Origin of the sequence: Salibacterium salarium (assembly GCF_030813635.1) — a bacterium.
Classification (GTDB): Bacteria; Bacillota; Bacilli; order Bacillales; family Marinococcaceae; genus Salibacterium; species Salibacterium salarium.
In genome coordinates this window covers 1,151,942-1,177,250 of sequence record NZ_JAUSUM010000001.1, presented here as the reverse complement: position 1 = coordinate 1,177,250, position 25,309 = coordinate 1,151,942, and the positions used below count along the sequence as shown (strand labels likewise).

The window sequence follows — 25,309 nt, the reverse complement described above, 5'->3', positions numbered from 1 at the left end:
ACCTCTTTATTTTTTAAAATCGACGTTGAAATTTGTTACGTATCCACACAGCAACTGAATTCATTATCAATAGCATGAGTAATAGAATAATAATCCCCGAGGCAGCGACAAGATGAAATTCTTCTTGAGGCCGACTCGTCCAATTAAAGATTTGAATCGGCATTACAGTAAATTGAGACAATAATCCCTCTGGTAAAAAGGCAATATAAGTCAGTGCCCCTATCATAATCAGCGGTGCTGTTTCACCAATAGCACGAGACAAGGCTAAAATATTTCCTGTTAAAATTCCGGGTATAGCCGCTGGCAGTACAACTCGATAGACTGTTTGCCAATTGGATGCTCCCATTGCATATGAAGCTTCTTTAAGATTATTTGGAACAGAGCGTATTGCCTCTTGAGAAGCGACAACAATTATCGGCAGAATCAAGAGAGCCATTGTTAACCCGCCAGCTATTACGCTGCGTCCTAGAGACATTTCACGAACAAATATTGTTAATCCCAGCAGTCCGAACACAACCGAAGGTACACCAGCTAAGTTGGAAATATTCATTTGGATCAACGCAGTAAATCGATTTTTTCCTGCGTATTCTTCTAAATATATAGCTGTACCGACTCCTAATATAAAAGAAATAGGAGCAGTCACTCCCATCAGCCAAATGGTACCTACAAATGCTGATAAAATACCGGCGTCTTCTGGATTTCTTGACGCATAGGATGATAATAAATCCCAATCTAAATAACCAAGTCCTTGAGTCAATATCCGAATGATTAATATCAAGAGCATTAAAATACTAAAACCTGTTGCTCCAATGAATAACCCTTTAAATATTTTATTTTTTAATTGTCGGCCGGATAATTTTGCAGTTTTTCCTACCCGCTCTGATTTATTTAGTGCTTCTTGTTCAGCAACTTTCATCAATATACCTCCCTAAATCGTTTCGAGATGAAGTGAGCAACAATATTCATAATTAGAGTGAATATAAATAAGGTCATACCAACCGCGTATATGCTGTAGTATACGGTGGTTCCAAACCCTGCATCTCCCAAGCTTACTTGTACGATATAAGCAGTCATTGTCTGCATAGAAGATGTAATATCAAGATCAGTAGTTGGGTTTGCTCCTCCGGCAACCGTAACAATCATTGTTTCTCCAATTGCTCTTGAAATAGCTAAAACAAACGAAGCTATTATTCCGGAAAGAGCTGCCGGGAGTACTACTTTTGCAGCCACTTCAAATCGCGTTGCTCCTAGCGCAAATGCTCCTTCTCGCATTGATTGAGGAACGGAACTCATTGCATCTTCGGATAACGAAGCAACCATAGGGATAATCATTACCCCCATTACTAATCCAGGGCTTAGTGCATTATAAATGGACAGACCTGGTATTAAGGCTTGAAGTATCGGAGTAATAAATGTGAGCGCAAAGAAACCATACACAATAGTAGGAATTCCTGCTAGTACTTCTAGAATTGGTTTAACAATTCGTCTTACTTTATCCGATGCATATTCACTCAAATAAATGGCAGAGGCTAGTCCAATTGGTATGGCAACACACATTGCTATTCCCGCTATTGTAAGCGTACCTAGAATGAGGGGACGAATCCCAAAGTCTGGATCTCCAAACATTGGATACCAATCGGGGCTTGTAATAAATTCCATGAACGAAATTTCACTAAAAAAAGTGAATGTTTCAAATAAAAGAGTTAATACAATACCTACTGTTGTTAAAATAGAAACAATGGCACAAAATAAAAAAACTTTCGGCATAAAGCTTTCAGCAAAGTTCGTCATCCCTTTTTTTGAAGCTTTTTCTTCTATCATTTTATTTACTGAGGTTTTGGAACTGTTTTTCATCACGCATCCCCCTTGAGTTTCACGGTGTTTCAGATAACATAGTAACGTTTATTTGCAGCATAAGCTGGTCTGCTGTCGTTCCTATCACAAATGATGGGAAAATAGAAAGGTAAGATGCAGGCATCCTACCTTTCTTTTTTTATTCTCCTGCTACTTCTTCTATTTTTTCCATGTTTTCATCATATTCTTCTTCCGTTAAATTAACATAACCAACTTCAAGTGCCATATCACCGGCATTCTCATTAAGGAATTTCACGTAGTCAACAACTTGCGGTTCCTGCAGAGATTCCTCTTTCACATAAGTGAACAAAGGACGTGATAATGGAGCATAAGAGCCGTCATTAATTGTCTCTTCAGATGGCTCGACTGGTCCATCTCCATTATCAACCGGAACGACTTTCAAACTATCTTTGTTTTCAGCGTAATAGGCGTATCCAAAAAATGCTGTTGCATATTGACTTCCTTGCACACCGGTTACGAGTACATTATCATCTTCAGACATTTGAGCGTTACGATTAATATCTTCATCTTCAAGGATTACTTCATTCCAGTAGTCAAATGTGCCGGAATCTGTACCTGGAGCAAAACGTTCAATTGGCTCTTCCGGCCATTCGTCGCGAACGTCATTCCATGTTTCAGCGCCACCGTCAACCCATATTTGTTTCAATTCTTCCACAGTTAGATGGTCAACAAAGTCATTTTCTTGACTCACTACGACCGATAGACCATCATAAGCAAGCGGCATTTCAAAAAAATCGATTCCATTTTCCTCTAGTGCCTCAGCTTCTTCATCTTTTATTTCACGAGAAGCATTACTTAAATCTGTTTCCCCAGCGATGAATTTTTCAAATCCGCCGCCGGATCCGGAAACTCCTACAGGGGCTTGAACATCTGGCTCTTCTGCTGTATATTCTTCAGAGATTGCTTCCATAATCGGGAACACTGTAGAAGATCCGTCAATTGCCACTTCTCCGGTTAGTTCTCCTTCTTCAGCAGAAACTTCTTCTTCCGAACCATCACCAGAAGTTTCTTCCTCTGTACCGTCTTCCTCTGTTGATCCTGTATCATCGGTTTCATCTGTCTCTCCTTCTCCACAAGCTACCGCAAATACCATAACGGCTACTAGTGCTAAGAGCATCCATACTTTTTTCATGCTCACGAGTAATTCCTCCTCTTTTTTCTGTAGGTTAATAGTTTTAAAGGAGTGTGTTCCTCTCCCCACTCACAAGGACAAGTATAGGAGAGGAATATTAAGCATACATGGTGCTGGTGTTAAGATTTTGTAAATAAATATTGTATCTTGTAAATCTTTGATCAAATTGGTCCGATATAGTTTTCAAAATCACACAAGAAAATCGCCTGAAATTCGTTATAAAAAAAGTCTCCAACCCTCTACATGCGGATTGGAGACTTCATCCAAAAATTAAGTCGTTGTTATATATTTTTAGACCAGCCAGATGATGCTGTTTCGACATGAGTATCCGGACACTCATTTTGCGCCTCTATTACAAGTTGTTTATGATCACCAAAGTGTGGCAGGTGTGTTAACAATAAAGCTGGAACTTTTGCAAGACCTGCCATTTGACCCGCCTCTTCACTTGTCATATGACCGAATGGCGAGCTGTCTTGTCCTTTATAGAAGCTCGATTCAGCAATTAGTAAATCTGCACCTGCTGCTGCTTGAGCAATTTCTGTTGTGAATCCTGTGTCTGCTGTGTAAAAAAGTGTTGAATGCTGCGTTTCTATTCTCATCGCATAACAAGGAACAGGGTGTGTTGTTTTATAAAAGTGAAACGTAAAGGGGCCTATCTGTAGCGATTGATTTGCTTTATAAGCTTGAGTATTCACTTTACCTTCAAACGACAATTTTTCAAAAGCTTCGGAGTCTTCCCTGTGGCCATAAATCGTAAAAGGTTTTTGTGGAGATGTAGAAATATGAGGCTGCAACAAACGATAATAATGAAACGATCCTATATCAGATACGTGGTCATCATGATAGTGAGAAATAACAACTGCATCCAGTTCGCCCAAATCGCAGTAGTGCTGTACTTGAGACGCAACTCCACTGCCGCAATCCATTAATACTTTGAATCCATCTTCTTCAATCAAATACCCAGATGTTGCTTCTCCAGCTTCCGGAAAAGCGTGCCAATAACCTACTACAGTGATTTTCATTTGTCTCCTCCTTTTTTTACATTTATCTCTTTTTTCAGTATAAACTTGTCCATATAACCTTGAAAGCTATTTTTACATTTGTCAAAAAGCATACATTCGACAATGGTTGTTTATATTATACGTTATCCTCTTATGCGCACGTTATTTTTATTTATATGTACATAAAAAAACGCCTCATTAAATAATGAGACGTTTTCTTTGACGTTACGCTTCTTGAACCTGCTTTGATTCATTTGCGTAAACGCTCACTTGCTTACGTTTTTTACCAACGCGTTCAAACCTTACCACGCCGTCTACTTTAGAGAAAAGCGTGTCGTCACCGCCTTTACCCACGTTCTCACCAGGATAAATGCTAGTGCCGCGTTGACGTACAAGGATAGATCCGCCAGTTACGTGCTGACCGTCTGCACGTTTTGGTCCAAGGCGTTTTGCGATCGAATCACGACCGTTTTTCGTACTACCTACACCTTTTTTCTGGGCGAAAAATTGGAGATCCAATTTCAACATATTTCTCACCTCCTATTAATCTGAAATTTGTATATAATCGCTGTACTCATTAGCGATTGTTTGCAACGAGACGAGCATTCCTTCTAAAAGCAACTGCACCTCGTTGCTGACGTGCCCTGTCACATGACCAGGTACCACACAATGAATGTAACCACCTTCATCAGCCATATCCACATCAAGCTCTACTTCACATAAGGCATCAATGGCATTAACCGTTCCAAATGAGACAGCAGAAGCTCCAGCACAGACAAGATCATATCCATATGGTCCACTGTCAGCGTGACCGGACATGGAGAAAGCAGTAATACGTTTCGTATCGTTGCGGTCTACCTTTACGTTAATCATGGCAGTCGACCTTATGCTTCAATTTTGTCAATAACCACTTTGGTATATGGTTGACGGTGACCGTGTTTACGACGGTATTTTTTTCTTTTTTTGAATTTAAATACCGTGATTTTCTTTTGACGACCGTGTTTGTCTACTTTTCCTGTGACTTTTGCGCCATCAACAAAAGGAGAACCTACCTTAACATCATCGCCGCCAACGAAAACAACGTTGTCAAACGTTACAGTCTCATCTTGGGAAGCGTCCAGTTTTTCAATATAAATCTCTTGACCTTCTTCCACTTTCACCTGTTTACCACCGGTTTCAATAATAGCGTACATATCAGCACCTCCTATGACTTAGACTCGCCAACACAGGTGCCTCTCGGACTTATAACCTGTATATGCGCGGTTGAAGTTTGGGTGCAAACCAAACAACTAACAAAAGAAATAATACCACAGCCCAATCCCTCTGTCAATCACGGTTCCGCTTATTCTCCAGCTCGTTTTAAGCTTTCAAGTCTGTCCTTTGCGATTTGTATTGTTCCGTTGTAACGAATCGTTATCTTCTCAGTAAAAGGGGAACCACATAAAAACAACGTGAAATGATATCGATTTTCCCACGAACTTAAAAATTGCGCGCCTTGGTCGTGGAGCCATTCGTACACTCGTTTCGGTACTTCCAATACCATCGCTTCAGCCTCTGTTTCCCGATATTCATGCAGGAGACGTTCTATCTGGTATGCAATCGCTTCCTCCGAAAAAACCAATCCAGCACCATTGCAAGGTTCACACGCCTGCAGTAATGTATCTGCCAGGCCTTTTCGTATTTTCTTACGAGTCATCTCGACAAGTCCTAAAGAACTCATCCCGGCAACATTCGTTTTTGTACGATCTTTTCCTAACTCACGCTCTAACGTATTTACCACTGTCTCTTTATTCTCTTCTTTTTTCATGTCGATAAAATCAATCACAATGAGACCGGATATATCCCGTAAACGCAATTGTGTTGCAATTTCAACGGCTGCTTCTATATTTGTTTTTCGAATTGTTTCTTCTAAATCCTGCTTGCCCGTATAGCGACCTGTATTCACATCAATAACGGTCAACGCTTCTGTTTTTTCAATCATAAGAAATCCACCGTTTTTCAACCATACTGTCGGTTTTAACGCTTTATCCAGTTCCTTTTCCACTCCTTGAGAGGAAAAAAGATTCTCATTCCCTTTATAGTGAACTACTTTTTCTATATCTTTTTCTTCATAACGTAATAATCGTTTAACATATTGAACATCAGGAAGGTGATCCATAATAATCTGTTGAATTTGTTCCAACGGATAATCACGCAAAACTCTTTCGACAATACCACCATCCTGATAGATAAGACTTGGGGTGCGCTTTGTTTTAGCATCCTTCATCAGCCGTTCCCAATCCTCACGTAAAAAACGGATATCTTCAGCAACGATATCTTCAGCCAACGGTTCACAAATCGTTCTTATAATGACACCTTCTTGGTTATGAAGCATCCTTTGCGCCTGAGTCCGCCATTTTTCACGGCTATCCTCTGTTGACATTTTTTTAGAGACGCCTATATAACCACCATCAGGTAAATACACCGTATATTTTCCCGAGAGAGACACGTTTTCGGTAAGACGTGCTCCTTTTTGTCCAAACTCTTCTTTGGTTACTTGCACGACAACTTCTTGTCCTTCAGTAATAAACTCAGATATACTCCGTTTTTCTTTTACCTCATAAGCTTCATCTAACAGCTTGTATCCAACTAACTCGTCCCGATACAAAAAACCATTTTTTTTACGTCCAATATCGACAAAAGCTGCTTGCATACCCGGCAGCACATCTTTTACGCGTCCTTTATAAATGCTTCCAGCAATCCGTTCTTCTGCCGGTCGTTCAATAAATATTTCTTTTATTTTCCCATTTTCTCTGACAGCTCCGCGCCGTTCCGTGGTTGCTGTATTCAATAGGATATCAATCATACCCTTGGCACCTCTTTATCATTCGGAGAGAAGATCTATGAATTTGATCAGTCCTCTTCTTTTTTTTACGATTGCTTCAAGGATATAAGATTCAGGCAATGTTTGTCCATTTTCAATGATAAAAAAAGAGGTAACCTTGTTTTTCCCTATATATTTTGCTGCATCTACCGGTCGGGCATGCCATGAAATTTTCTTATCTGTGAAACGTGTATGGTGACGGTGATCCAACGTCTGTTTCCCCATTAAAAATCGAAAGAAACTGTAAGGCTGCTGCTTCCATTCAGTATAATGGATAATGATAAAAAATAATAATAGAAGCCAGCCTTGTAAATGCAAAGGATAGTAAAAAAATAATAATACCGTTAAACCTCCCAATACTAAACAAGAAGTCCACCACATTTTCTTTTGTGCCCAATAATACGGGAGAACACTCATATACAAACAAAACATTAGCTTGCCGCCATCTAGTGGCCAAACTGGTAAAATATTAAAACAGAGGAGTGTAATATTATAATAAATAAACATTGTATGATCTGCGGTCGTCCAAAATGGTGTGTGAAGCAATAAGAAAGAAAGACCTATTAGTGGAACATGAACAGCTGGACCAGCTGCCGCAACAATTATTTCTTCAAAAATCGGTCGATTACCATGCTCTTCCGTTTCCATCATTCCACCGAATGGGAGCAGTTCGATTTTTTTGATTCGCCATTTGAAATGAATCGCAGCAAAAGCATGTCCAAGTTCATGTAAAAAAATAATTAGGAATAATAGCATGATATCGTAGAAAAAACCGGTAAAAACAGCTGCCCCAGCCATCACCCAGAAAAGTGGATGAAAACGAATCATGCTAAGCTGCTTAATCAATGGAAATCACTTCCATCGGGTCAATATATTCCTCATTTTCTTTCATAGCTAGTGAAAAACGACCACTGCCGTCTTCGGCATCAACAGTCCCAATCACTGTTCCGGATGACACATGATCATATAGTTTCACCTCTACATTATCAAGCATTCCGTACCAGGCTTCTCCACCTTCATAATGCTGGATCGCAACAGCAAGATCCCATTCCTCATGCGGGCCCGTGTGCATCACAACACCACCATTCACTGCCTCAATAGAACTATCATTGTCTGTTTCTAATACAACCCCCTTTCCATTTTCTGAAAATTTTTCTGCTACTGTTCCTGACACAGGTACCGCCGCATTATTTGTAGGCGAATGATCAGGACTTTGGGAGACTGGTTCTTGTAGATCTGTTTCAAATGGAAGGAATGCCAGCGGACTGCCAAATCGTTCTTCATACCATGCTGTGGCCGTTGCAAATGGAAACTCTTCCTGAAAAGATGTGTGAACAAATTGTTTAGCTCCTTCAAAAGCTGGATGAGTCGATTGGAACAAAATTCCAACGACTAAAAAAACAATCGCCGCTATTAAACTTTGTAATATCCACATACCGTGACGCTTGTCCGATTTCGTTTCTCCTTCTTCTCGCTCCTGCCATTTATAAAATTCGGGTTCATGATAAGGTGCATCGCTGTGGTGAGGGTAAAACTCATAGGAACGCTCCCGTTCTCGATTCATCTCTCGTTTTTTTCTTTTATTATTGATTTGCTTTCGGACTTTGTGAATGTTTTTATCCATCGTCATACCTTCCCCCTTTATGACCATAACAACAGCTTGTTAGATTCGTCTCCTTGTGGTCATTATATGAATCATAAAGAAAGATATTATTCGAATAGATAAAAAAATTGTCCTCAGCAAAAATGCTTTGAGGACAACTTTTTGAGAAGTTAGATCTATCGTTATTTATGATGTAGTTTGTGCAAAGTGTTTAATGCGTTCGCCTATTTCATCACGTACACGTTGGAAAACGCTCCATTTTTCTGCGTCTGTTCCATCTGCCTGCGCAGGGTCATCAAAGCCCCAATGTTCTTTTGTCACATGCGGTGGAGTAGTTGGGCACACGTCATCTGCGTGACCACATAACGTGACAACCATGTCTGCGTTATGAAGTAACTCCATATCGATTTTGTTAGAGGACTGATCTGAAATATCAATGTCTACTTCTTTCATTGCCTCTACTGCTTTATCATTCACACCATGCGCTTCAATTCCAGCTGAATACACATCCCAACCTTCTAAAAAATGGCGCCCAAAGCCTTCAGCCATCTGACTACGACAAGAATTACCTGTGCATAAAAAATACATTATTTTGTTATCACTCATTGTTTGCTCTCCTTTTATCCAATAATTAAGAGCCAAATATACAATCCGGCTAATGTAATAAATAACGTGGGTATTGTAATGACAATCCCGACTTTAAAATAATAACCCCAGCTGATTTTGACACCCTTTGTCCACAGCACATGCAGCCACAATAACGTTGCAAGAGAACCAATTGGGGTTATTTTCGGACCAAGATCAGAGCCAATAACATTTGCATAAATCATTGCTTCTCTTAGTGTCCCCATTGTATCGGTATCAGAAATGGCAAGAGCATTAATCATGACAGTTGGCATATTGTTCATAATCGATGACAAAAACGCTGCCGCAAACCCAGTTACCATCGTTCCGGCAAATATCCCTTGATCGGCGGCAGACTCAAATCCCGAAGCCAATATATCCGTCAGACCAACATTCCGAAGACCATACACAACAACATACATACCGATGGAAAAAACAACAATGTCCCAAGGTGCGCCTTTTATTACCGAAGACGTCTCAACTGCTTGACTTCTTCGGGCCATTATTAGAAAGAAAATCGCAATGACACCAGAAATGAAAGAAACAGGGAAAGCCTCCGTATCTCCAGTAACCGGATTGGTCCAAGGAATAAATTCACTGACGAAATAGCCAACTAACAACAAACCAAGTACAAACCAGGATAATTTAAACATTTTCTTATCCTGAATCGCCTCTTTTGGTTCTCGCAAGTCCGCCATGTTATACGTTTTAGGTATTTGTTTTCGAAAGTAAATATACAAAACTATAATACTTGCGATAAGAGCAAATAAGTTAGGAATAATCATCCTCGAAGCATATTCTACAAATCCTATTCCAAAATAGTCGGCCGAAACAATGTTTACTAGATTGCTCACTATCAAGGGCAAGCTTGTTGTATCAGCGATAAATCCACTTGCCATCACAAAAGGTAATACCATAGCTTCTTCAAATCGAAGAGCCCGCACCATAGCCAAAACAATCGGTGTTAAAATAAGCGCTGCTCCATCATTAGCAAACAGTGCCGCAACAACTGCGCCTAAAATAGAAACGTAAATAAACATTTTCAAACCATTTCCGTTAGCCATACGAGCCATATGCAGCGCCGCCCACTCAAAAAATCCAATTTCATCTAGTATTAACGAAATGATAATAATGGCAACAAACGTCAATGTAGCGTTCCAAACAATATCCGTCACATCACCGACGTCCTGAAATGAAACAACTCCCGCAAGTAGAGCAAGAACAGCACCAAAAATAGCCGACCAGCCAATCGACAGTCCTCTTGGTTGCCAAATAACCAACACGAGAGTTGCGATAAATATAAGTACCGCTATCACTACTTCATTCATTAATCTTTAACTCCTTATCGTTGAATATCACACCAAACAACTCTACTACCATTTTCTTCTAGCGAATCCAGTTTTCCTTTTTGAGATGGCAGCTGTTCTACTAAGCTTTCCACTAGTGAATAAAGTTCATTTTCAATATTCAGCGAGTAAAAAACCCACTGTCCCCGTCTTTCTTCTAACACCACACCAGCATCACGTAACTTACGCAAATGCTGACTTATGGATGGCTGGGACATTTCAAAAATTTCCGTGAACTCGCATACGCAACATTCGCCTTCCATGAGCAATGCTGTCATCGTCAATCTCGTTTTATCGCCGAGCAATTTTAATATCGGTGCCGCCTTTTCGATCGGTATTTCCTCCATCGTTTTCATCGAATCCTCCTTTCTTTTCCTCTCTTGAAAAATGTTTAACTATAATTTATTATAATATAAGTAAATGATTATATGTCAATAAATTAATATATTATTTTTAGAAAGGAAGTCTTAGAAGATGAAATTAGAGATTTATGACCCTGCTCTCTGCTGTTCTACTGGTGTATGTGGTCCAGACGTAGATCCGGAATTGGCACGTATCGCCACTGATATACACATATTGCAGCAAAATAATCAAGACATTCAGCGTTACAATCTTGCTCAGGAACCTGAACCTTTTGTTCAACAGGCTGAAATTGGTGAATTGATGGAAAAAGAAGGAACAGATATCTTACCAGTATCTGTGCTCAACGGAATAGTCGTTAAAACGAATGCTTACCCTTCCCGTCAAGAGTTGTGTGAGTGGTTTGGGTTAAATCGTGACCTATTGGAAAACAGAGCCTCTCCCGCCCGCATAGACATTTCGATTAAGTAAAGGAGCTAATGACCATGCGTTTTCATCCGGATCAACTCCCTCAGACAAAACATTTATTTTTCACTGGTAAAGGAGGAGTAGGTAAGACCTCGATTGCTGCTGCTTCTGCTGTCGGACTGGCTGATAAAGGATATCAGGTATTACTAGTTAGTACTGATCCAGCTTCGAATTTACAAGATATTTTTGACACAAATCTTTCTAATCAACAAACAGCTATTCCTAGTATACATGGATTACATGCCTTAAATATTAATCCAGAAGATGCTGCTAGTACATATCGTGAAAAAATGGTAGGGCCTTATCGAGGGAAATTGCCTGACGTTGCTATTAAAAATATGGAAGAACAGCTTTCAGGAGCATGCACGGTCGAAATTGCCGCTTTCGATGAGTTTACGACCCTTCTTGCAGACACTGAATCAAATCAAACATTTGATTATATTGTGTTTGACACTGCTCCAACCGGTCATACACTGCGATTGTTACAGCTTCCAACAGCCTGGAGCGACTTTCTTGAAACGAGTACACACGGAGCGTCTTGTCTGGGACCTGTATCTGGTTTAAAAGAAAAGCAGTCGCTCTACAATCAAACAACAACTACTCTAGCTGACGAGAAACAAACCTCTCTTTTTCTTGTTAGCAGACCAGAAGAGGCCTCTATGTTTGAGGCTAACCGTGCTAGTACTGAATTACATGAGCTAGGTATTAAAAATCAGTATCTTGTCATCAATGGTATTCACCCTTTTGATGCAAGTGATGATCTCATTGCGTCCGGTTTTATATATAACCAAAACCAAGTACTTCAACAGCTTCCTTCAGCGCTTCGGTTATTACCGCAATATCAAGTTCCTCTGTTTGCAGAAAATATAGAAGGAGAACGTGGACTCCGAACCATTTTTGCAGAAAATGTAATCAATGAGAAAGTCGAAACATGTCCTGCTCCACACTTACCAGGAACAAATGAAATTGTTGATGAGGTTATCCAAAACAATACAAGGCTTATTATGACAATGGGGAAAGGAGGAGTCGGAAAAACAACGACAGCTGCATCACTTGCACTAGATCTTGCTAAAAGAGGATATTCCGTTCATTTAACAACAACGGATCCCGCTAATCACTTGCGTTTAGCTTTGGTAGATCAAACAATTCCGAAGGCCATGACCGTAAACCGAATTGATCCGAAAGAAGAAACAGAAGCATACAAGCAAGCCATTTTGTCGCGAGTAAGCGCTGACTTGGACAAAGACAGTCTGGATTATATAAAAGAAGACCTTGATTCACCTTGTACTGAAGAAATAGCCGTATTTCATGCATTTGCCAAAACCGCTGCTCGTGCCAACGAAGAATTTGTCGTCCTAGACACCGCTCCAACCGGCCACACTTTGCTTTTGCTTGATGCGGCTGAATCTTATCACCAGGAAGTTCTGCGTTCTAACGGCGACATACCAGCAGAAGTAAAAGAGCTGCTTCCCCGATTGCGTGATCCTAATGAAACAGCTGTTGTCGTAGTTTCTTTACCAGAAGCAACACCTGTATTAGAAGCTAATCGTTTAGAAGAAGATCTCATACGAGCCGATATTAAACCAACTTGGTGGTTAATTAACCACAGTTTTCTTGCCACCTCCACAACAGATCCCGTTCTATCAGGGCGGGCGATTCAGGAAGCAAAATGGATAAATACAATAACAAACACTCATCCCGAACGAACTTGTCTTGTACCGTACCAAGCCCGTCACTTAATGATTTGAATACAAAAGAAAAAGCCGTCGATATTGTAAATGGGCTAATCATTATTAAACCTCATTTCTTTAATCGGCGGCTCTTTCTTATTCCCTTAAGTGACCCGTAAAAGCCTGTGATATTCCCCGTCAATGTTCCACCTACGACCGGCTTGTATCGTGTCGCACTCTCGCTTTTTCATATATTAGTGTTATTTGTGTCGTATACCGTTTCAACGCTTTATCATCTTCTGCATGCTGCACTTTATCTTCCAACTCATCGATTTTTTCTTTTTCTTCCGTCGATAAATAGTCATATTCCATCGACATCTTAGTTTCCCTCCTTTCATTCACTTGTTTTACTCTCATTATGAGGATTTCTCTCTGTTTTTAGACATGAGACAGAAAAATAGGAAGGGGATCATGCAACATGGGTCAGACTTTCCTTTAGCTTTTAGAAAGGTGGTTAAATGAAGAACGATTATTCTACTGAAAATATATCATATCCATTACAAAAAAGTAAATTTCAGAATCTTTTTTTCAGACAACTAAAAACATGTGTTTTTTAGACGGGACATATACAAAACCTGCCTTCTGATTGATCAGGAGGCAGGTTTACGATAGATTATGCTTTTAATCCTAACATGCTTTTCATTTTTGCAAAAAATCCCTTTTTCCCTTCAATCGACATAAGAGGTACTGATTCGCCGAGAATACGTCGTGCAATATTGCGATATCCAATAGAAGCGCGACTGTTTGGGTTCATCGCAATCGGCTCCCCCTTGTGTGCTGCTTTCAACACCTCTTCATCATCTACAATCATACCTAGAAGATCAATCGCAAGCGTTGATACGACATCATCGACATCCAATGTATCTCCATAATTCGAAAGATGGCTACGCACGCGGTTAATTACTAGTTTAGGTGCTGCTAGTTCTTCCTGCTCGAGTAAACCGACAATTCTATCAGCATCCCTCACTGCCGATGTGTCAGGTGTTGTTACAACAACAGCCTGATCAGCACCGGATACAGCGTTTTTATATCCTTGCTCGATTCCGGCCGGGCAATCAATAATAATATAGTCATAGTCCGGCTTTAACTCTTCTACAACTTGCTTCATTTGCTCAGGGTTCAATGCGGATTTGTCTTTTGTTTGGGCCGCCGGCAGTAAATGCAGACAATCAAATCGTTTATCTTTAATAAGTGCTTGCTGCACCCTGCATCTTCCTTCGGCTGCATCCACCAAATCATATATTATCCTGTTTTCAAGTCCCATCACTACGTCTAAATTACGCAATCCGATATCTGTATCAACGAGACAGATATTTTTCCCCTGGAGGGCCAGGGCAGTGCCGATATTCGCGGAAGTGGTCGTCTTACCCACACCACCCTTACCGGATGTTATAACAATAGCCTCTCCCACTGCAATTCCTCCTTCCAGACATTAACGAATAATGGCTATTATTCTGTTTTGAACTGGTTTAAAAGTCTGGTTTTTTCAAATGAAATTTCTTTCTCCGGAGTTGCTATGTAAGCATAAACAGGTTCGTCAAACAACGGGCCGCTTTGTTTTTTTTCATAACGGTCTGGCGCATAAAACAAAACATCTGAAATAGATATTTGGTTAGGTTCCATGACGGAGGCACTTACTACCGTCTGAAGATTACCTTCTAAGCCAGCACGAGCGGTTCCTTTCAGAGTTCCCAAAATATATACATTCCCCGTCGCTTCTATTGCTCCTCCCGGGTTTACATCTCCTAGTAAAAGGATATCACCTCGAACACTGACGACTTGCCCCGAACGAATAATTTGGGTAACAGCGGTCAAAGCATCTTCTTCACGTTGCCGTTTGGCTTCCTCTTTTGTAATCACTTCGGAATGAAACTCTTTTACTTTTATTGCCTGCGCCTCTTCCAAAAGGTCCGTTATTACTTTTTCATGCTCTTCATTTACATATCGATAGCCTGCGTCCACTAGGACTTCAACTTCAGGTCCACTACTAAACACCTGTTTGTCTCTAGCCATTTTATCTTTCAATTCTACTTTCAAATCATCAAATGAACACTGGTCATCAAGTATAATCGTCAGACCTTCTTTTGTGCCTTTTATCGTAACCAGGTTTTTCGAGGATCCTGTCTTCATCTGCTTCACCTCTGAAACTTGAGCCATTATCTTTTAATTTGTCGAGCGGATTTCATTAACTTCCACATTTTCTTCATGAAATCCTGCTATTATCGTAAAACTCTTGAAAGAAATGAAAGTTTATCGTTGCTGTAACTCTTCCAATTCTTTTAATTTATGAAAAAATTGTTGAAAAGGATAAAGCAATAATAGTGCAACTAAACCGTTCAACATCCATGATGGAAGCATTCTTGTCATAAAAAATTCTTCAAATATAATATCAGTATTGCCTATGACATAATGCAATCCATACGTCATCCATTCTAGTACAAACAGAGCTCCAAGAGTAATAAGGAACTGCCACCAATAGCTCGTTCGTACTGCTGTGAAGGTGAATGAACTAATATATGCTACAAAACCTAAGCTGAACATATATACACCAATTAAATCAGTATATACAAAGTCATAAAATAAACCAACTACGACGCCATAGAGCATTCCAAGACCAGCTCCGCGGAAGATAGAAATCATGACGATAGCTATTAATGTTAACCGGGGAACGAGCACAATCTCACGTTCAAACGAAGGAGGAACAAAAATTTGAAATAGCGTTCCTTCTATCAGAAATAAGGCAAACACTAACAAAGGGAGTCCAAAACGAATCATGATGTACCCCCGCTCTCAAAGTCATCTTCTTCAAGTTCAATCGGATCTTCGTCATCTTCTCCGTCTTCTCCATCTTCCTCATCATCTGTCTGCTCTTCAATATCCTCATCCAGCGTTTCACTTGTTCGTTCAATCACATTGACTTGTTCCAAATTATAGTAATCAGCTGCCGGTTCTATCAAAGCATTATAAGTCAAACCGTATTCATCAGGACTAATAGATGTAATTTCACCTATCGCAAGACCGCGCGGAAAAACACCACCAAGTCCTGAAGTCATCACCATTTGACCTTCTTCGATTTCTGCGTCTGACTCAATTTTTCGAAGCATTAATCCTTCCCGTTCTTCATCCCAGCCTTCTATAAAAGCATAAACGGGCTCATTGTCTGTATTTACCATAGCCGATACTCGATTTGTCCGATTTCCATCCGATAACAACTGAACAGTAGAAGTGAACTCTGATGCCGTATCAACCTTTCCAATCAGTCCTTCAGAAGTTACAACCGCCATATCTTTCTCCAAGCCATCTTGAGCCCCTTTATTTATACCAATCGTCTCTGTCCAACGATCAGGAGTCCGGTGAATAACCAAAGCAGATCGGGTTGTGTAATTCATTAAACTTTCTTTTGAATCAATCATTTCTTTTAACGTATCGTTTTCTTGTTTTGTACTCTCTAACTCAGCCGATAACGAAGCAAATTCTTCCATACGAGATTTCAACAGCTTATTTTCTTCGTACACATTTGTAACATCAACGATGTCTCCAAAGAAACCCGCTACAAAATGAGCGGGACGACTTAATACGGATTGAACGACTCCTGTAGAATCACGGACAAATTTTTCCGGCCAGGTTGCTGATTCTCGTTCGCGCATCGAAAAGCCTATTAAAGCTACTAAGACAATAATACTTACCATTAATAAAATGAGTCGTTTGTTAGAAAAAAAGTGGGGCATATCTTACACCTACTTTACAACGTGTCCCGGTTTGACCTAGCGGTTATCCCCGCCTTCGACCGGAATAGATGTAAATTCTCAAGCGCCCTGCCAGTACCAAGTGCTACACAGTCCAATGGTTCTTCTGCCACTAATACAGGCATATTCGTTTCATCACTCAACACCCTATCAATATTACGTAACATCGCACCGCCGCCTGTTAAGACTATTCCGCGATCCATAATATCGGCTGATAATTCCGGCGGTGTTTGCTCTAATGTACTTTTGACTGTTTCCACAATAGCATTCACCGTATCGGCCAATGAATCAGAAATTTCCTCGGCGGAAACAGAAATCGTCTTAGGCAGTCCTGAAACAAGATCCCGTCCTCTAATGTCTAAATTATCAATTCCTACAGGAGTCCCAGCCGCACCGATTTCCATTTTCAACGTTTCTGCTGTTCTCTCCCCAATCATCAGATTGTACGTTTTCTTTATATAATGAATAATCGATTCATCCATTTCATCTCCTGCAATCCGAATTGATTGGCTTGTAACAATCCCACCTAATGAAATGATGGCCACTTCAGTCGTTCCACCACCAATGTCGACAACCATACTTCCTGTTGGTTCCCACACTGGTAAATCAGCACCAATGGCAGAAGCAAACGGCTCTTCAATCGTATATGCTTCTCGAGCTCCAGCCTGTTTCGTGGCATCTTCTACAGCCCTCTTCTCAACAGCGGTTATCCCGGAAGGTACACAAACCATAACGTTAGGTTTGCGGGTAAAAATCGATCTCGTTCGTTGCGCTTGCTGGATAAAGTACTTCATCATTGTTGCTGTCGTATCAAAATCGGCAATAACCCCGTCTTTCATAGGGCGTACAGCTACAATATTCCCCGGTGTTCGTCCAATCATATTTTTGGCATCATTTCCTACCGCTTCAATTGTTCCCGCGTCTGTCCGCATGGCTACAACGGAAGGTTCACGTACAATAACACCTTTACCTTTTACATATACCAGTGTATTGGCCGTACCCAAATCAATTCCCAAGTCTTTCGAAAAACCACCAAACATCCTATGTATCTCCCTTCATCCTTTGCAAACTCTGTTTCCTATTTATTCTCTTCACGTTGTCCGGCTTTTCTTACCGCACATTTTAGTATCCATCTTTTAGTCATTATACGAAGTGAAAATATTCACTATTCCTTATTATACTGAAAACAATATGAAAAACATAGACTTTCCATTTTCTTTCACAATTTTATCTTATTGTTTTCCTTATTATTTTAATTCATAAAGATTCTCAACTTAAATAGTTTATAAGAAATATGTGTATTCATCAAGAGTAGAAAGGCAGGAGGAAGAAACTAAATTTAAATGTACCCTTTTTCTTTCAAACTGCTGAATTTTCGATCACCAATAATAATGTGATCAAGCACTTCAATTCCTAATATATGACCACATTCTATTAATCGTTTTGTCACTTCTATATCTTCATTACTTGGGGCTGGATCTCCGGATGGGTGGTTATGGAGGCTTATAGGTACACTTTGAGGCGTTAATAGTTATACGCAACAATTAATATCATTTATCCGTTGATGTTACTTTGTTTTTAATTTCGCCAAACTTAAAAGTATAAAGGCTAAATGTAGCATGTAGCAATAAATACTATAAAAAGCTAAAATATAAGGAAGTAACAAAACTAGGGGTAGGTTGATCATATGGAGCTAAGTGAATCCTGCAGGTTTATTGTAAAGGAGATTAAAGAGGTTTATGGTAATAATAAAATCGTATCGATAATGGTACATGATCTAAGAACAAACATCCAAGTACCTCACCCGATTACCGAATTTATAACTGTAAAATTCGCATACCACGGAAAATCATTAAATTCACAATTGTTACCAGCTAGAGTAGTATGTCGTTTTCTAAACTATATTCTTAAATCAATAGCTAAGAAAGATAAATTGTTCATGCAGCTATCAATTACAGGTTTAAAGAATTTGAATCTATATCATGGCAGCAATTATATTTCTCATCTAACAAGAAATGGTTTATCAAAGAACACAATTAAATTGTATGAAGGTGTACTTACTGATTTTTTTGTGTTTTTAAGCGAGAAGAACTATATTAATGAAGATATAAAGGTTGAATTTAATTATTATAAAGATAGAAGAACGGTTAAATCATTATTTAAAAGAAGTCACCTTCAAACTAAATATCCTTCTTCAAAGAAATCAAATACTATTTTAAAACTAAAAGATTTCGGCAAAAATCGTTACGAGCTTATGATCTTATTCATACAAGTGGCTAGAGCTGTTTCACCGGATATTGCACTAGGTATTTGTTTTCAATTTTATGGTGGATTACGTAGAGGCGAGATTGTAAACGTTACTAAAATAGATTTGGAGGTAATTCCAACTGAATCCATGATGGTTCACATAAAGGATAATAGACATATCCTATTTCAACATTTAGAGGATACTTCAAACGAGTTTCCGAAAAGAACAAACTATCTTAGCCATAGGCTCTGTAAACAGACGATAATGGATATACCTTTAGTTTGGGAAGTTTATTTTGAACATATGGATTACCTTCAAAATATGAAACCTAAAAATAAACAGGCAATATTTATAAATAAAGATGGCAATCCAATGTCTGGTAAGGTTTATGATCGAAGGTTCAATAAAGTGAAAAAGCGTTTTTTGGAGGAATTATTAAAGCAAGGAAGATATGATGATTACACGTTGTTAAGCGAAAGTTATTGGTCGACTCATATAGGCCGAGGAATATACAGTAATATACTGTTTGACATGAAACTTACCCCTACTCAAATAGCTATTGCTAGAGGTGATACTAATATTAATTCATCCATGGAGTATGTAGACGAAAAAACAACTATTAATGCAATCAAAGACAATTTGCCTCGAGTTACTAAATTAAGTGAAAAATATTTCCAAAACTAAAAAGAATACTGAAACAATCACAGGAGGAAAATAAATTTGGAAGATAATCATATTGATTTGTCCTCATTTTATTACAATAAACATAATATCCCTGTCACTAAGAATAAAGTTAAACTTCTAATCCAGGAGGGCCATCTTACTGTTAACAGAATTAACAATATAGCCTATTTTAATCGTGATGAAATAATGAAAGTTGTTAAGATTGAAAAGAACATATCGGAAAACTATTTAAGTACAGATAGTTTTCTAAAAACTGTTTGTAGATCGTCTAGTTGTGCATCTTATAGGGAACATTTATTCGAAATACTTTCCAAGTGTAATCAATTATATAAAATACATACTGTTAACTACAGGGATTCCTTATATTTCAATAAATCAGATGTGGAAAAATTTATTGATAATGTATATCATAAAGACGAAATTTTGCACAAATTAAACATCAATATTTTTATCTACGAAAACATTGTACACACCGAGGATGTAAATTTAATCAGAATCTCAAAAAATACAGAATACATCCCTAAATCCGATTTAACTAAAGCAAAAGTTTTATCAAAAAACTTTGCTCCTAAAGAACTTAAAGCTAAATGGATCAAAGGAACAACTATAATTAAAAGTAGTATTTTTTCGGAATTAGTTAATAAAAATGAAACTTTGCATAAACTCTGTCTTGAAAATTCAATTAAACATTTTAGGAATCGCGATAGAGTTTTATATGTAGAGTACCATTCTCTTTCATCGTTTTATAGGAAAAATCTAAATTTATCAAAGAACTACTATACATTTACAGAGATTAGAAAATTATTTGGTATGAATAAGACTTCAATTTCCATTTTAAAAGCTAACTTTGTCCCTAGTTTATTTGAAGTATGTGAAAAGTGGGATATTAATTATTTTAAAACAGGTAAGCAACTTTTAGGAGATAATATTTATTTCAAAAAAGATCATATCAATGAATTCTTGGCTAATTATCTTTCTAATAAAGAAGTGATTAATCAATATAATATTACTTTCCATCAATTAAACTTTTTGATCAATTATCATAACATTGAACAGATTGATTTACACATTAGATTAAAGTTTTATGAACGAAAAAAGATTATTGAAATGTTTAACAAAGATGATACATGGCTTTATCTTGGGGAAAAGGAGAAATTCTATTCAAAAAAACAAAGCTTACAACTTTTGAAAATTTCAAATAGTGAACTTACCGCTATTAGAAAAGAAGCTAAACTATCATTTTATTACTTCCACAATACCACCTATTACAGTAAAGAAGAAATAAATAATTTATCTAAACTAAAACAAAATATTTTAGAGAAGTATGTACCTTCGTCTTTGGTTTCCAAAACACTTGGAGACCATTACTTTAGGTACTTTAAAAATAGAAAAAAGCCAACGGGTATCGAAAGATACGCTTTCAATAAAAGCTCTCCAACATTCTTACTTTTTCCTAAATCAGAGTACGAAATTTTATTACAAAAGAAAGAACATCAAGAACTTTTAGACTCCATATCATACAATGAACCACTTTCAGCTTTTTACGAACTACTAAAAATAAATGGCATTAAATTTCACGAAAAATCATCAATTACGCAACAATATTGGTTTAATTACTGCAATGATTCTATTCTATATAACAATAAAGCAAAAGAAACTTTACCTTATTTTATAAATACATTAGTTAAATGCACTGTGTTATTAACGGACTTTATTTTGGATTCGGAGCTACATCTAAAATCGAGCAATGATATAAATATTGGTTTACTAAATTCAAATATTCCAATTAGCCATCGCAATATTTTAATCCCTTTTATTAATAAACTCTATTATGGATTAATTCAAGATAATATCAAAAGTTCATTTAGGATACAAAAAAATAAAAAAACATTTACATCCAAAAAGTCAGTAGATCACGACACGGAGATATACGACTACTCTACTTTTAAGGAAGTTTACTCATATGTAAACAACCTTAGTCATAGGGTGCCTGCAATAAATGACGGTTTACTCAGAAGCTCCCCTGATACATCAAAGCTTTGTAATGAATATGCCTATTCTTGGCTTTATATATTATTACACCTAAGCAATGCCTGGAGACATAGAGATATATGTAACCTAAAAATGATTGATATTACTTTTCTAAATATAAAGTCTTTAAAAGAGTTTAGAAATAGAACTCTTGCCGACGATGAGGTAGATAAAATCGTCAATTTGCTTTTAACAAAGGAATACACGGTTTCTAAAACTAAGGCTAACAATAACTTTTTTATATCTGATAACATAAAAGTCGCTGTTGCGAACGCCTATGTAATTTGTCATTTGATAAATCAACATTTCTACCCTACTTTAGATAATATTATTAATTTCAATAATAAAAAGAATAATTTTCTCGACACACACAACAATAATTTTTTTAAGGGGTTTCCTGAAGAATTCAAATTCAAAAACAGAAAGATGAATAGAACATTGCTTACTATAATGTACACACTACTAAAAAAGGAAAAACATAGTGGTGCAGCCCTTAAGATCGCTCAGCGACTTCGTTCGCATAAAAGCGAAGAATCAACCAATATATATATTAAAATCCCAAATGAAGATATTAATGCACTCTCCATAAATTTATTTAATCGTGGAATATTTGGTTACATACCAAAAATACTTAGTGAAATAGTTTGTGGAAATACAAGCGATCTGACAAAGGAAACAAATAATATTCTAAAGTTAAAGTCAGTTTTTAAAGATATTTATAATATTGAAGCCACCGCAGGTTTTTTAAATAGTGTAACTAAACAAAAAAAATCTATAATAGAATTATTTATAAGTAAAGGTTCCGACGACGCATTTGAAACCTTAAATAAGCTACAAAAGAACTTTTTACCGGGGAAAGACGAGGATTTTCAATGTATAGTTTCAGAGAAAGGTTGTCTTAATACTGGTTTAGACTGTAAGAACTGCATCTATTCTGTACCAAATTTTTATGCCACTGCTAACATAGTCTCAAACGTTACAAATACACTAGGCCAGTTTAAAGATGACTTTAACAACACTAATTTTGAAGTTGAAAAGATAAAACAAGTAAATCTATTGTTTATGGAACTAGATTTTTTAAACGATGCGGTTGATAAGTTTGGCGAAGATGTCGTATTAAGTTTTTTTAAGGGAAGCAAACAAGGATATATAAAGTTACTAGATCTATTAAATGAAATTGATTCGGTAAAACCTATACATGAATACGCGACTTATACACCCAAGGGAGTTGATTGATCATGGGTGATAATACAACTACAAAAGTTAATGTTTCATTTGATAATTCCTATCTGTCCGAGTATGAAGTTACTTACACAACCAATTTAATATTTGAACTTAAATCAAAAGGGGTATTTCTATCGAAATCACTTTACGATGACATTTGGATATTTTCGCATGAGTATAGTTCAGGAAGAACTATAAAACTAGATTTCGGAAAGATTGACAACCATTTGAGCAAAGACGATCTATTACTAATTAAATGTTGGATTGGGTCACTACTTGAGAAATATCGACCATCTACGTGTATCCACTATTTCCATCATTTTTGTATAGCAGTCAATATTACAGATTTTTTCTCTTTAGATCGTGTAAACCATTTTGTGGAATGGCTTCACCAAGATCATATAACCAATAATGAAAAAACATACGTACTGTTTACTGTGTTTAGTTTTTTTGACTTTAGTGAAATTAACAATTCAAGTAAATACCTTGCTAATTTATACGATACACGTAAAAAAATTAAATTTGATAAAAATCCTATCCAATTGCCTTCATCTAAGTATATCCTATCGTTCTCATATTATTTAGAGAAATATTTTACTGACATCCAAAAAGATAGCATGTTTGATGATGAAGAAACTTTGAAAAAGACAATCCTTTACTATCCAATCTTAATTTGGTGGAATTTAACTACGATAATTCCGATTAGATCTACTGAATTTTGTTTAATAAAAAGGGATAGTCTTTCGAAAGAAAGGAATAAATATTTTGTAACAATAACTAGAATAAAGAAACCTTTAAACGATAGTGTTAATTATTATAATAAAATTGAAATAAACGAAGTTATGTACCACTTATTAAATAAATATATTGATCTCACAAAAGAATATGGAGAAAGTGAAACACTTATCTCTTATAGGTCTTTAATTTACGCCGACAACACAGGACGAAGAGAATTACAAAAACGAGACCTCAATTCTTTCAATAAAAATAATTTAGAAAAGTTACTTGACCGTTTTTACAAAGAAGTCATTAATGAATATTACCAAATTAACGTACCTTTCAATCAAAAGTTAAGCCCAAATGACACTCGCCACATAGCTTTTATTTCACTGATGATGCAAGGTATTTCACCTGTTGAAATTGCACGTTTAGGGGGGCATAGAACAATTGCAGCACAGTATCATTACAGCTTTCACAGCGAGTACTGGATTGATAACGAGGTATTTAAGTTAATTAAAAACTATAAAAACATGTCGAGTTTTGATAAAAATATTAGATATATTCCAGAAAATGTTAAACTAAAAGCCTTTGAATCACCTACATCTAGTTTTAGAGGAAAATTAGAAATCGGCTATTGCAGCGATTCACTTATTCGTTGCGAAGCAAAGGAATGTATGCTTTGTAGTCACTGGCGAATTGATTTAGATGATTTAAAAGTGCAACATGACCAGATAATCAAAAAGGTTAATAAAAATCGAGACAATCTAATGGAACTCATGAATTTCATTTATAAAATTCATACAAATACAGCTATAAATATCATGACACCTGAACACCTAGAAAACGAGAAAGGCCTAGAGCAAACATTCCTAAATATTAAGTCAGAACTCCAAAATTTATCAAAACTAATCCAAATTGAAAGGAGTATCTATTAATGACTAAAAAAGGTCGAAAACCGATATTAACCGAAACTGAAGCTAGAGAAATAGTGAACGGTTACGTACTGAAGCATAGTGTATCTAAAGAGATAAAATATATTGACTTACACGAGTATTGCATTGAACTATATCATAATCAAGAAATCCCTAAATTACCGTCAGAATCATTTTGGAGGAAAAAGGATCGGGCTGGCAGGAAATTAATAGATGAGGTTAACTCAGCCCTATCTCACAAACTTAAAAGACATGAAAAGAATTATGAGCTAGAAAACTTACTAAACTTAATAGATAATAAACTCACAAATAAAGAACTAAAGACAACCCTTTTCAATGAATTAAAATCTAAGCAAAGTAAAATAGAACTGCTCGAAAAAGAGATTAATATAAAAGAAGAAAGTATATTATCGTTAAAGAAGTCACATGAATATTTACAGCAATTGAATAAACAGCAACAAGATTTAATTTCACAGGTTTTTCATTATTTCCTAAAAAAACCTTCGCAGGAAAATTTGGTTTTTTTTGATTCTGCTCTAAAGAATATATTTTCAAAACCGTTAGATTACCTTACGTTATTGAGGGAGGAAAAGACTCAAAATCAAAATAATATAGCTGACTTTTTTAAGAACAGACTGAAAAATAATTAAAAAGTAGGTAGCAACACACTATCCGGTGTGCCATATTTACCGATTGTCATCTTTTTCACTTGCGAATGCCAT

25 protein-coding genes, 1 pseudogene and 1 other annotated feature are annotated in these 25,309 nt (G+C 37.1%); of the genes and pseudogenes, 6 read left to right on the top strand and 20 right to left on the bottom strand.

Features of this window, described 5'->3' with window-relative positions; all coding sequences use genetic code 11:
- Nucleotides 1-13: 13 nt before the first annotated feature.
- The 13 genes from pstA to J2S78_RS05540 all read right to left on the bottom strand — a co-directional run bounded on the left by pstA (nt 14) and on the right by J2S78_RS05540 (nt 10,800).
- Nucleotides 14-916, bottom strand: a complete 903-nt coding sequence (gene pstA / locus J2S78_RS05600; RefSeq protein ID WP_306896941.1) for a phosphate ABC transporter permease PstA — start codon at nt 914-916, stop codon at nt 14-16.
- The gene (gene pstC, locus J2S78_RS05595; protein ID WP_306896940.1) at nt 916-1,854 is read right to left on the bottom strand and encodes a phosphate ABC transporter permease subunit PstC; all 939 of its coding nucleotides are present in this window, start codon (nt 1,852-1,854) and stop codon (nt 916-918) included. The genes pstA and pstC overlap by 1 nt, the downstream gene beginning before the upstream one ends.
- Before the next feature lie 139 nt (nt 1,855-1,993).
- Nucleotides 1,994-3,007 (bottom strand): PstS family phosphate ABC transporter substrate-binding protein, encoded by a 1,014-nt coding sequence (locus tag J2S78_RS05590; protein ID WP_306896997.1) that lies wholly within the window; start codon nt 3,005-3,007, stop codon nt 1,994-1,996.
- A gap of 281 nt (nt 3,008-3,288) precedes the next feature.
- On the bottom strand, nt 3,289-4,029 hold the full coding sequence (locus J2S78_RS05585) for an MBL fold metallo-hydrolase (protein ID WP_306896939.1): 741 nt from the start codon (nt 4,027-4,029) through the stop codon (nt 3,289-3,291).
- A 204-nt stretch (nt 4,030-4,233) separates the two neighbouring features.
- Complete coding sequence (rpmA, locus tag J2S78_RS05580) at nt 4,234-4,536, bottom strand: 50S ribosomal protein L27 (protein WP_125557091.1); 303 nt, start codon at nt 4,534-4,536, stop codon at nt 4,234-4,236.
- 15 nt (nt 4,537-4,551) lie between these two features.
- Entirely contained in the window at nt 4,552-4,881 is a 330-nt protein-coding gene (locus J2S78_RS05575; protein WP_306896938.1) for a ribosomal-processing cysteine protease Prp, read from the bottom strand.
- Between the two features lie 11 nt (nt 4,882-4,892).
- Entirely contained in the window at nt 4,893-5,201 is a 309-nt protein-coding gene (gene rplU, locus J2S78_RS05570) for a 50S ribosomal protein L21 (RefSeq protein WP_125556619.1), read from the bottom strand.
- A gap of 10 nt (nt 5,202-5,211) precedes the next feature.
- Nucleotides 5,212-5,283 (bottom strand) — a sequence feature (ribosomal protein L21 leader region).
- 67 nt (nt 5,284-5,350) lie between these two features.
- The gene (locus J2S78_RS05565) at nt 5,351-6,853 is read right to left on the bottom strand and encodes an Rne/Rng family ribonuclease (RefSeq protein WP_306896937.1); all 1,503 of its coding nucleotides are present in this window, start codon (nt 6,851-6,853) and stop codon (nt 5,351-5,353) included.
- Nucleotides 6,854-6,871: 18 nt separating this feature from the next.
- Nucleotides 6,872-7,717, bottom strand: coding sequence for a M50 family metallopeptidase (locus tag J2S78_RS05560; protein ID WP_306896936.1), 846 nt, complete (start codon nt 7,715-7,717; stop codon nt 6,872-6,874).
- Nucleotides 7,710-8,495 carry a M23 family metallopeptidase gene (locus J2S78_RS05555; protein ID WP_306896935.1) on the bottom strand — a complete coding sequence of 262 codons (786 nt, stop codon included), beginning with the start codon at nt 8,493-8,495 and terminating at the stop codon, nt 7,710-7,712. The genes J2S78_RS05560 and J2S78_RS05555 overlap by 8 nt, the downstream gene beginning before the upstream one ends.
- Nucleotides 8,496-8,660: 165 nt before the next feature.
- Nucleotides 8,661-9,080, bottom strand: coding sequence for an arsenate reductase (thioredoxin) (gene arsC / locus J2S78_RS05550; protein ID WP_306896934.1), 420 nt, complete (start codon nt 9,078-9,080; stop codon nt 8,661-8,663).
- A 14-nt stretch (nt 9,081-9,094) separates the two neighbouring features.
- Nucleotides 9,095-10,426 carry an arsenic transporter gene (locus J2S78_RS05545; RefSeq protein WP_306896933.1) on the bottom strand — a complete coding sequence of 444 codons (1,332 nt, stop codon included), beginning with the start codon at nt 10,424-10,426 and terminating at the stop codon, nt 9,095-9,097.
- A 14-nt stretch (nt 10,427-10,440) separates the two neighbouring features.
- Nucleotides 10,441-10,800 (bottom strand): ArsR/SmtB family transcription factor, encoded by a 360-nt coding sequence (locus tag J2S78_RS05540; protein ID WP_306896932.1) that lies wholly within the window; start codon nt 10,798-10,800, stop codon nt 10,441-10,443.
- 118 nt (nt 10,801-10,918) lie between these two features.
- Between J2S78_RS05540 and arsD the strand changes: the two genes are divergently transcribed.
- The gene (gene arsD, locus J2S78_RS05535) at nt 10,919-11,275 is read left to right on the top strand and encodes an arsenite efflux transporter metallochaperone ArsD (RefSeq protein ID WP_306896931.1); all 357 of its coding nucleotides are present in this window, start codon (nt 10,919-10,921) and stop codon (nt 11,273-11,275) included.
- A 14-nt stretch (nt 11,276-11,289) separates the two neighbouring features.
- Nucleotides 11,290-13,020: an arsenical pump-driving ATPase gene (gene arsA / locus J2S78_RS05530; protein WP_306896930.1), complete on the top strand. Its 1,731-nt coding sequence runs from the start codon at nt 11,290-11,292 to the stop codon at nt 13,018-13,020.
- A 132-nt stretch (nt 13,021-13,152) separates the two neighbouring features.
- Here the strand turns inward: arsA and J2S78_RS05525 are convergent, their stop codons facing one another.
- The 7 genes and pseudogenes from J2S78_RS05525 to J2S78_RS05495 all read right to left on the bottom strand — a co-directional run.
- Nucleotides 13,153-13,320: a hypothetical protein gene (locus J2S78_RS05525; RefSeq protein WP_185819699.1), complete on the bottom strand. Its 168-nt coding sequence runs from the start codon at nt 13,318-13,320 to the stop codon at nt 13,153-13,155.
- 295 nt (nt 13,321-13,615) lie between these two features.
- Nucleotides 13,616-14,413 (bottom strand): septum site-determining protein MinD, encoded by a 798-nt coding sequence (minD, locus tag J2S78_RS05520; protein ID WP_125557069.1) that lies wholly within the window; start codon nt 14,411-14,413, stop codon nt 13,616-13,618.
- Between the two features lie 38 nt (nt 14,414-14,451).
- Nucleotides 14,452-15,132 carry a septum site-determining protein MinC gene (minC, locus tag J2S78_RS05515; protein WP_306896929.1) on the bottom strand — a complete coding sequence of 227 codons (681 nt, stop codon included), beginning with the start codon at nt 15,130-15,132 and terminating at the stop codon, nt 14,452-14,454.
- Nucleotides 15,133-15,252: 120 nt separating this feature from the next.
- The gene (gene mreD, locus J2S78_RS05510; RefSeq protein ID WP_306896928.1) at nt 15,253-15,777 is read right to left on the bottom strand and encodes a rod shape-determining protein MreD; all 525 of its coding nucleotides are present in this window, start codon (nt 15,775-15,777) and stop codon (nt 15,253-15,255) included.
- Nucleotides 15,774-16,730: a rod shape-determining protein MreC gene (mreC, locus tag J2S78_RS05505; RefSeq protein WP_125557063.1), complete on the bottom strand. Its 957-nt coding sequence runs from the start codon at nt 16,728-16,730 to the stop codon at nt 15,774-15,776. Before mreC ends, mreD begins: the two co-directional genes overlap by 4 nt.
- A gap of 14 nt (nt 16,731-16,744) precedes the next feature.
- The gene (locus J2S78_RS05500; RefSeq protein WP_125557061.1) at nt 16,745-17,788 is read right to left on the bottom strand and encodes a rod shape-determining protein; all 1,044 of its coding nucleotides are present in this window, start codon (nt 17,786-17,788) and stop codon (nt 16,745-16,747) included.
- Between the two features lie 299 nt (nt 17,789-18,087).
- Nucleotides 18,088-18,255 (bottom strand): annotated as a pseudogene (locus tag J2S78_RS05495) (JAB domain-containing protein); the annotation flags it as partial.
- A gap of 180 nt (nt 18,256-18,435) precedes the next feature.
- On the opposite strand from J2S78_RS05495, the gene J2S78_RS05490 reads away from it, so the two are divergent.
- From J2S78_RS05490 to J2S78_RS05475, 4 genes are read left to right on the top strand one after another with little or no spacing between them, the layout of a single operon-like run.
- Nucleotides 18,436-19,680: a site-specific integrase gene (locus tag J2S78_RS05490; RefSeq protein WP_306896927.1), complete on the top strand. Its 1,245-nt coding sequence runs from the start codon at nt 18,436-18,438 to the stop codon at nt 19,678-19,680.
- 36 nt (nt 19,681-19,716) lie between these two features.
- Nucleotides 19,717-22,947: a hypothetical protein gene (locus J2S78_RS05485; RefSeq protein WP_306896926.1), complete on the top strand. Its 3,231-nt coding sequence runs from the start codon at nt 19,717-19,719 to the stop codon at nt 22,945-22,947.
- Between the two features lie 2 nt (nt 22,948-22,949).
- Nucleotides 22,950-24,590 (top strand): site-specific integrase, encoded by a 1,641-nt coding sequence (locus tag J2S78_RS05480; protein WP_306896925.1) that lies wholly within the window; start codon nt 22,950-22,952, stop codon nt 24,588-24,590.
- On the top strand, nt 24,590-25,237 hold the full coding sequence (locus J2S78_RS05475; RefSeq protein ID WP_306896924.1) for a hypothetical protein: 648 nt from the start codon (nt 24,590-24,592) through the stop codon (nt 25,235-25,237). The genes J2S78_RS05480 and J2S78_RS05475 overlap by 1 nt, the downstream gene beginning before the upstream one ends.
- Nucleotides 25,238-25,309: the final 72 nt, after the last annotated feature.

Bases quoted from the DNA above. Each gene is read 5' to 3' on its own strand.
- J2S78_RS05545 (WP_306896933.1), bottom strand. From the start codon at position 10,426: ATGAATGAAGTAGTGATAGCGGTACTTATATTTATCGCAACTCTCGTG.
- J2S78_RS05575 (WP_306896938.1), bottom strand. From the start codon at position 4,881: ATGATTAACGTAAAGGTAGACCGCAACGATACGAAACGTATTACTGCT.
- J2S78_RS05540 (WP_306896932.1), bottom strand. From the start codon at position 10,800: ATGAAAACGATGGAGGAAATACCGATCGAAAAGGCGGCACCGATATTA.
- minC (WP_306896929.1), bottom strand. From the start codon at position 15,132: ATGAAGACAGGATCCTCGAAAAACCTGGTTACGATAAAAGGCACAAAA.
- arsD (WP_306896931.1), top strand. From the start codon at position 10,919: ATGAAATTAGAGATTTATGACCCTGCTCTCTGCTGTTCTACTGGTGTA.
- J2S78_RS05490 (WP_306896927.1), top strand. From the start codon at position 18,436: ATGGAGCTAAGTGAATCCTGCAGGTTTATTGTAAAGGAGATTAAAGAG.
- J2S78_RS05590 (WP_306896997.1), bottom strand. From the start codon at position 3,007: ATGAAAAAAGTATGGATGCTCTTAGCACTAGTAGCCGTTATGGTATTT.
- J2S78_RS05555 (WP_306896935.1), bottom strand. From the start codon at position 8,495: ATGGATAAAAACATTCACAAAGTCCGAAAGCAAATCAATAATAAAAGA.
- J2S78_RS05475 (WP_306896924.1), top strand. From the start codon at position 24,590: ATGACTAAAAAAGGTCGAAAACCGATATTAACCGAAACTGAAGCTAGA.
- J2S78_RS05525 (WP_185819699.1), bottom strand. From the start codon at position 13,320: ATGTCGATGGAATATGACTATTTATCGACGGAAGAAAAAGAAAAAATC.
- J2S78_RS05480 (WP_306896925.1), top strand. From the start codon at position 22,950: ATGGGTGATAATACAACTACAAAAGTTAATGTTTCATTTGATAATTCC.
- arsA (WP_306896930.1), top strand. From the start codon at position 11,290: ATGCGTTTTCATCCGGATCAACTCCCTCAGACAAAACATTTATTTTTC.
- J2S78_RS05585 (WP_306896939.1), bottom strand. From the start codon at position 4,029: ATGAAAATCACTGTAGTAGGTTATTGGCACGCTTTTCCGGAAGCTGGA.
- arsC (WP_306896934.1), bottom strand. From the start codon at position 9,080: ATGAGTGATAACAAAATAATGTATTTTTTATGCACAGGTAATTCTTGT.
- rplU (WP_125556619.1), bottom strand. From the start codon at position 5,201: ATGTACGCTATTATTGAAACCGGTGGTAAACAGGTGAAAGTGGAAGAA.
- J2S78_RS05565 (WP_306896937.1), bottom strand. From the start codon at position 6,853: ATGATTGATATCCTATTGAATACAGCAACCACGGAACGGCGCGGAGCT.
- mreD (WP_306896928.1), bottom strand. From the start codon at position 15,777: ATGATTCGTTTTGGACTCCCTTTGTTAGTGTTTGCCTTATTTCTGATA.
- rpmA (WP_125557091.1), bottom strand. From the start codon at position 4,536: ATGTTGAAATTGGATCTCCAATTTTTCGCCCAGAAAAAAGGTGTAGGT.
- mreC (WP_125557063.1), bottom strand. From the start codon at position 16,730: ATGCCCCACTTTTTTTCTAACAAACGACTCATTTTATTAATGGTAAGT.
- pstC (WP_306896940.1), bottom strand. From the start codon at position 1,854: ATGAAAAACAGTTCCAAAACCTCAGTAAATAAAATGATAGAAGAAAAA.
- J2S78_RS05500 (WP_125557061.1), bottom strand. From the start codon at position 17,788: ATGTTTGGTGGTTTTTCGAAAGACTTGGGAATTGATTTGGGTACGGCC.
- pstA (WP_306896941.1), bottom strand. From the start codon at position 916: ATGAAAGTTGCTGAACAAGAAGCACTAAATAAATCAGAGCGGGTAGGA.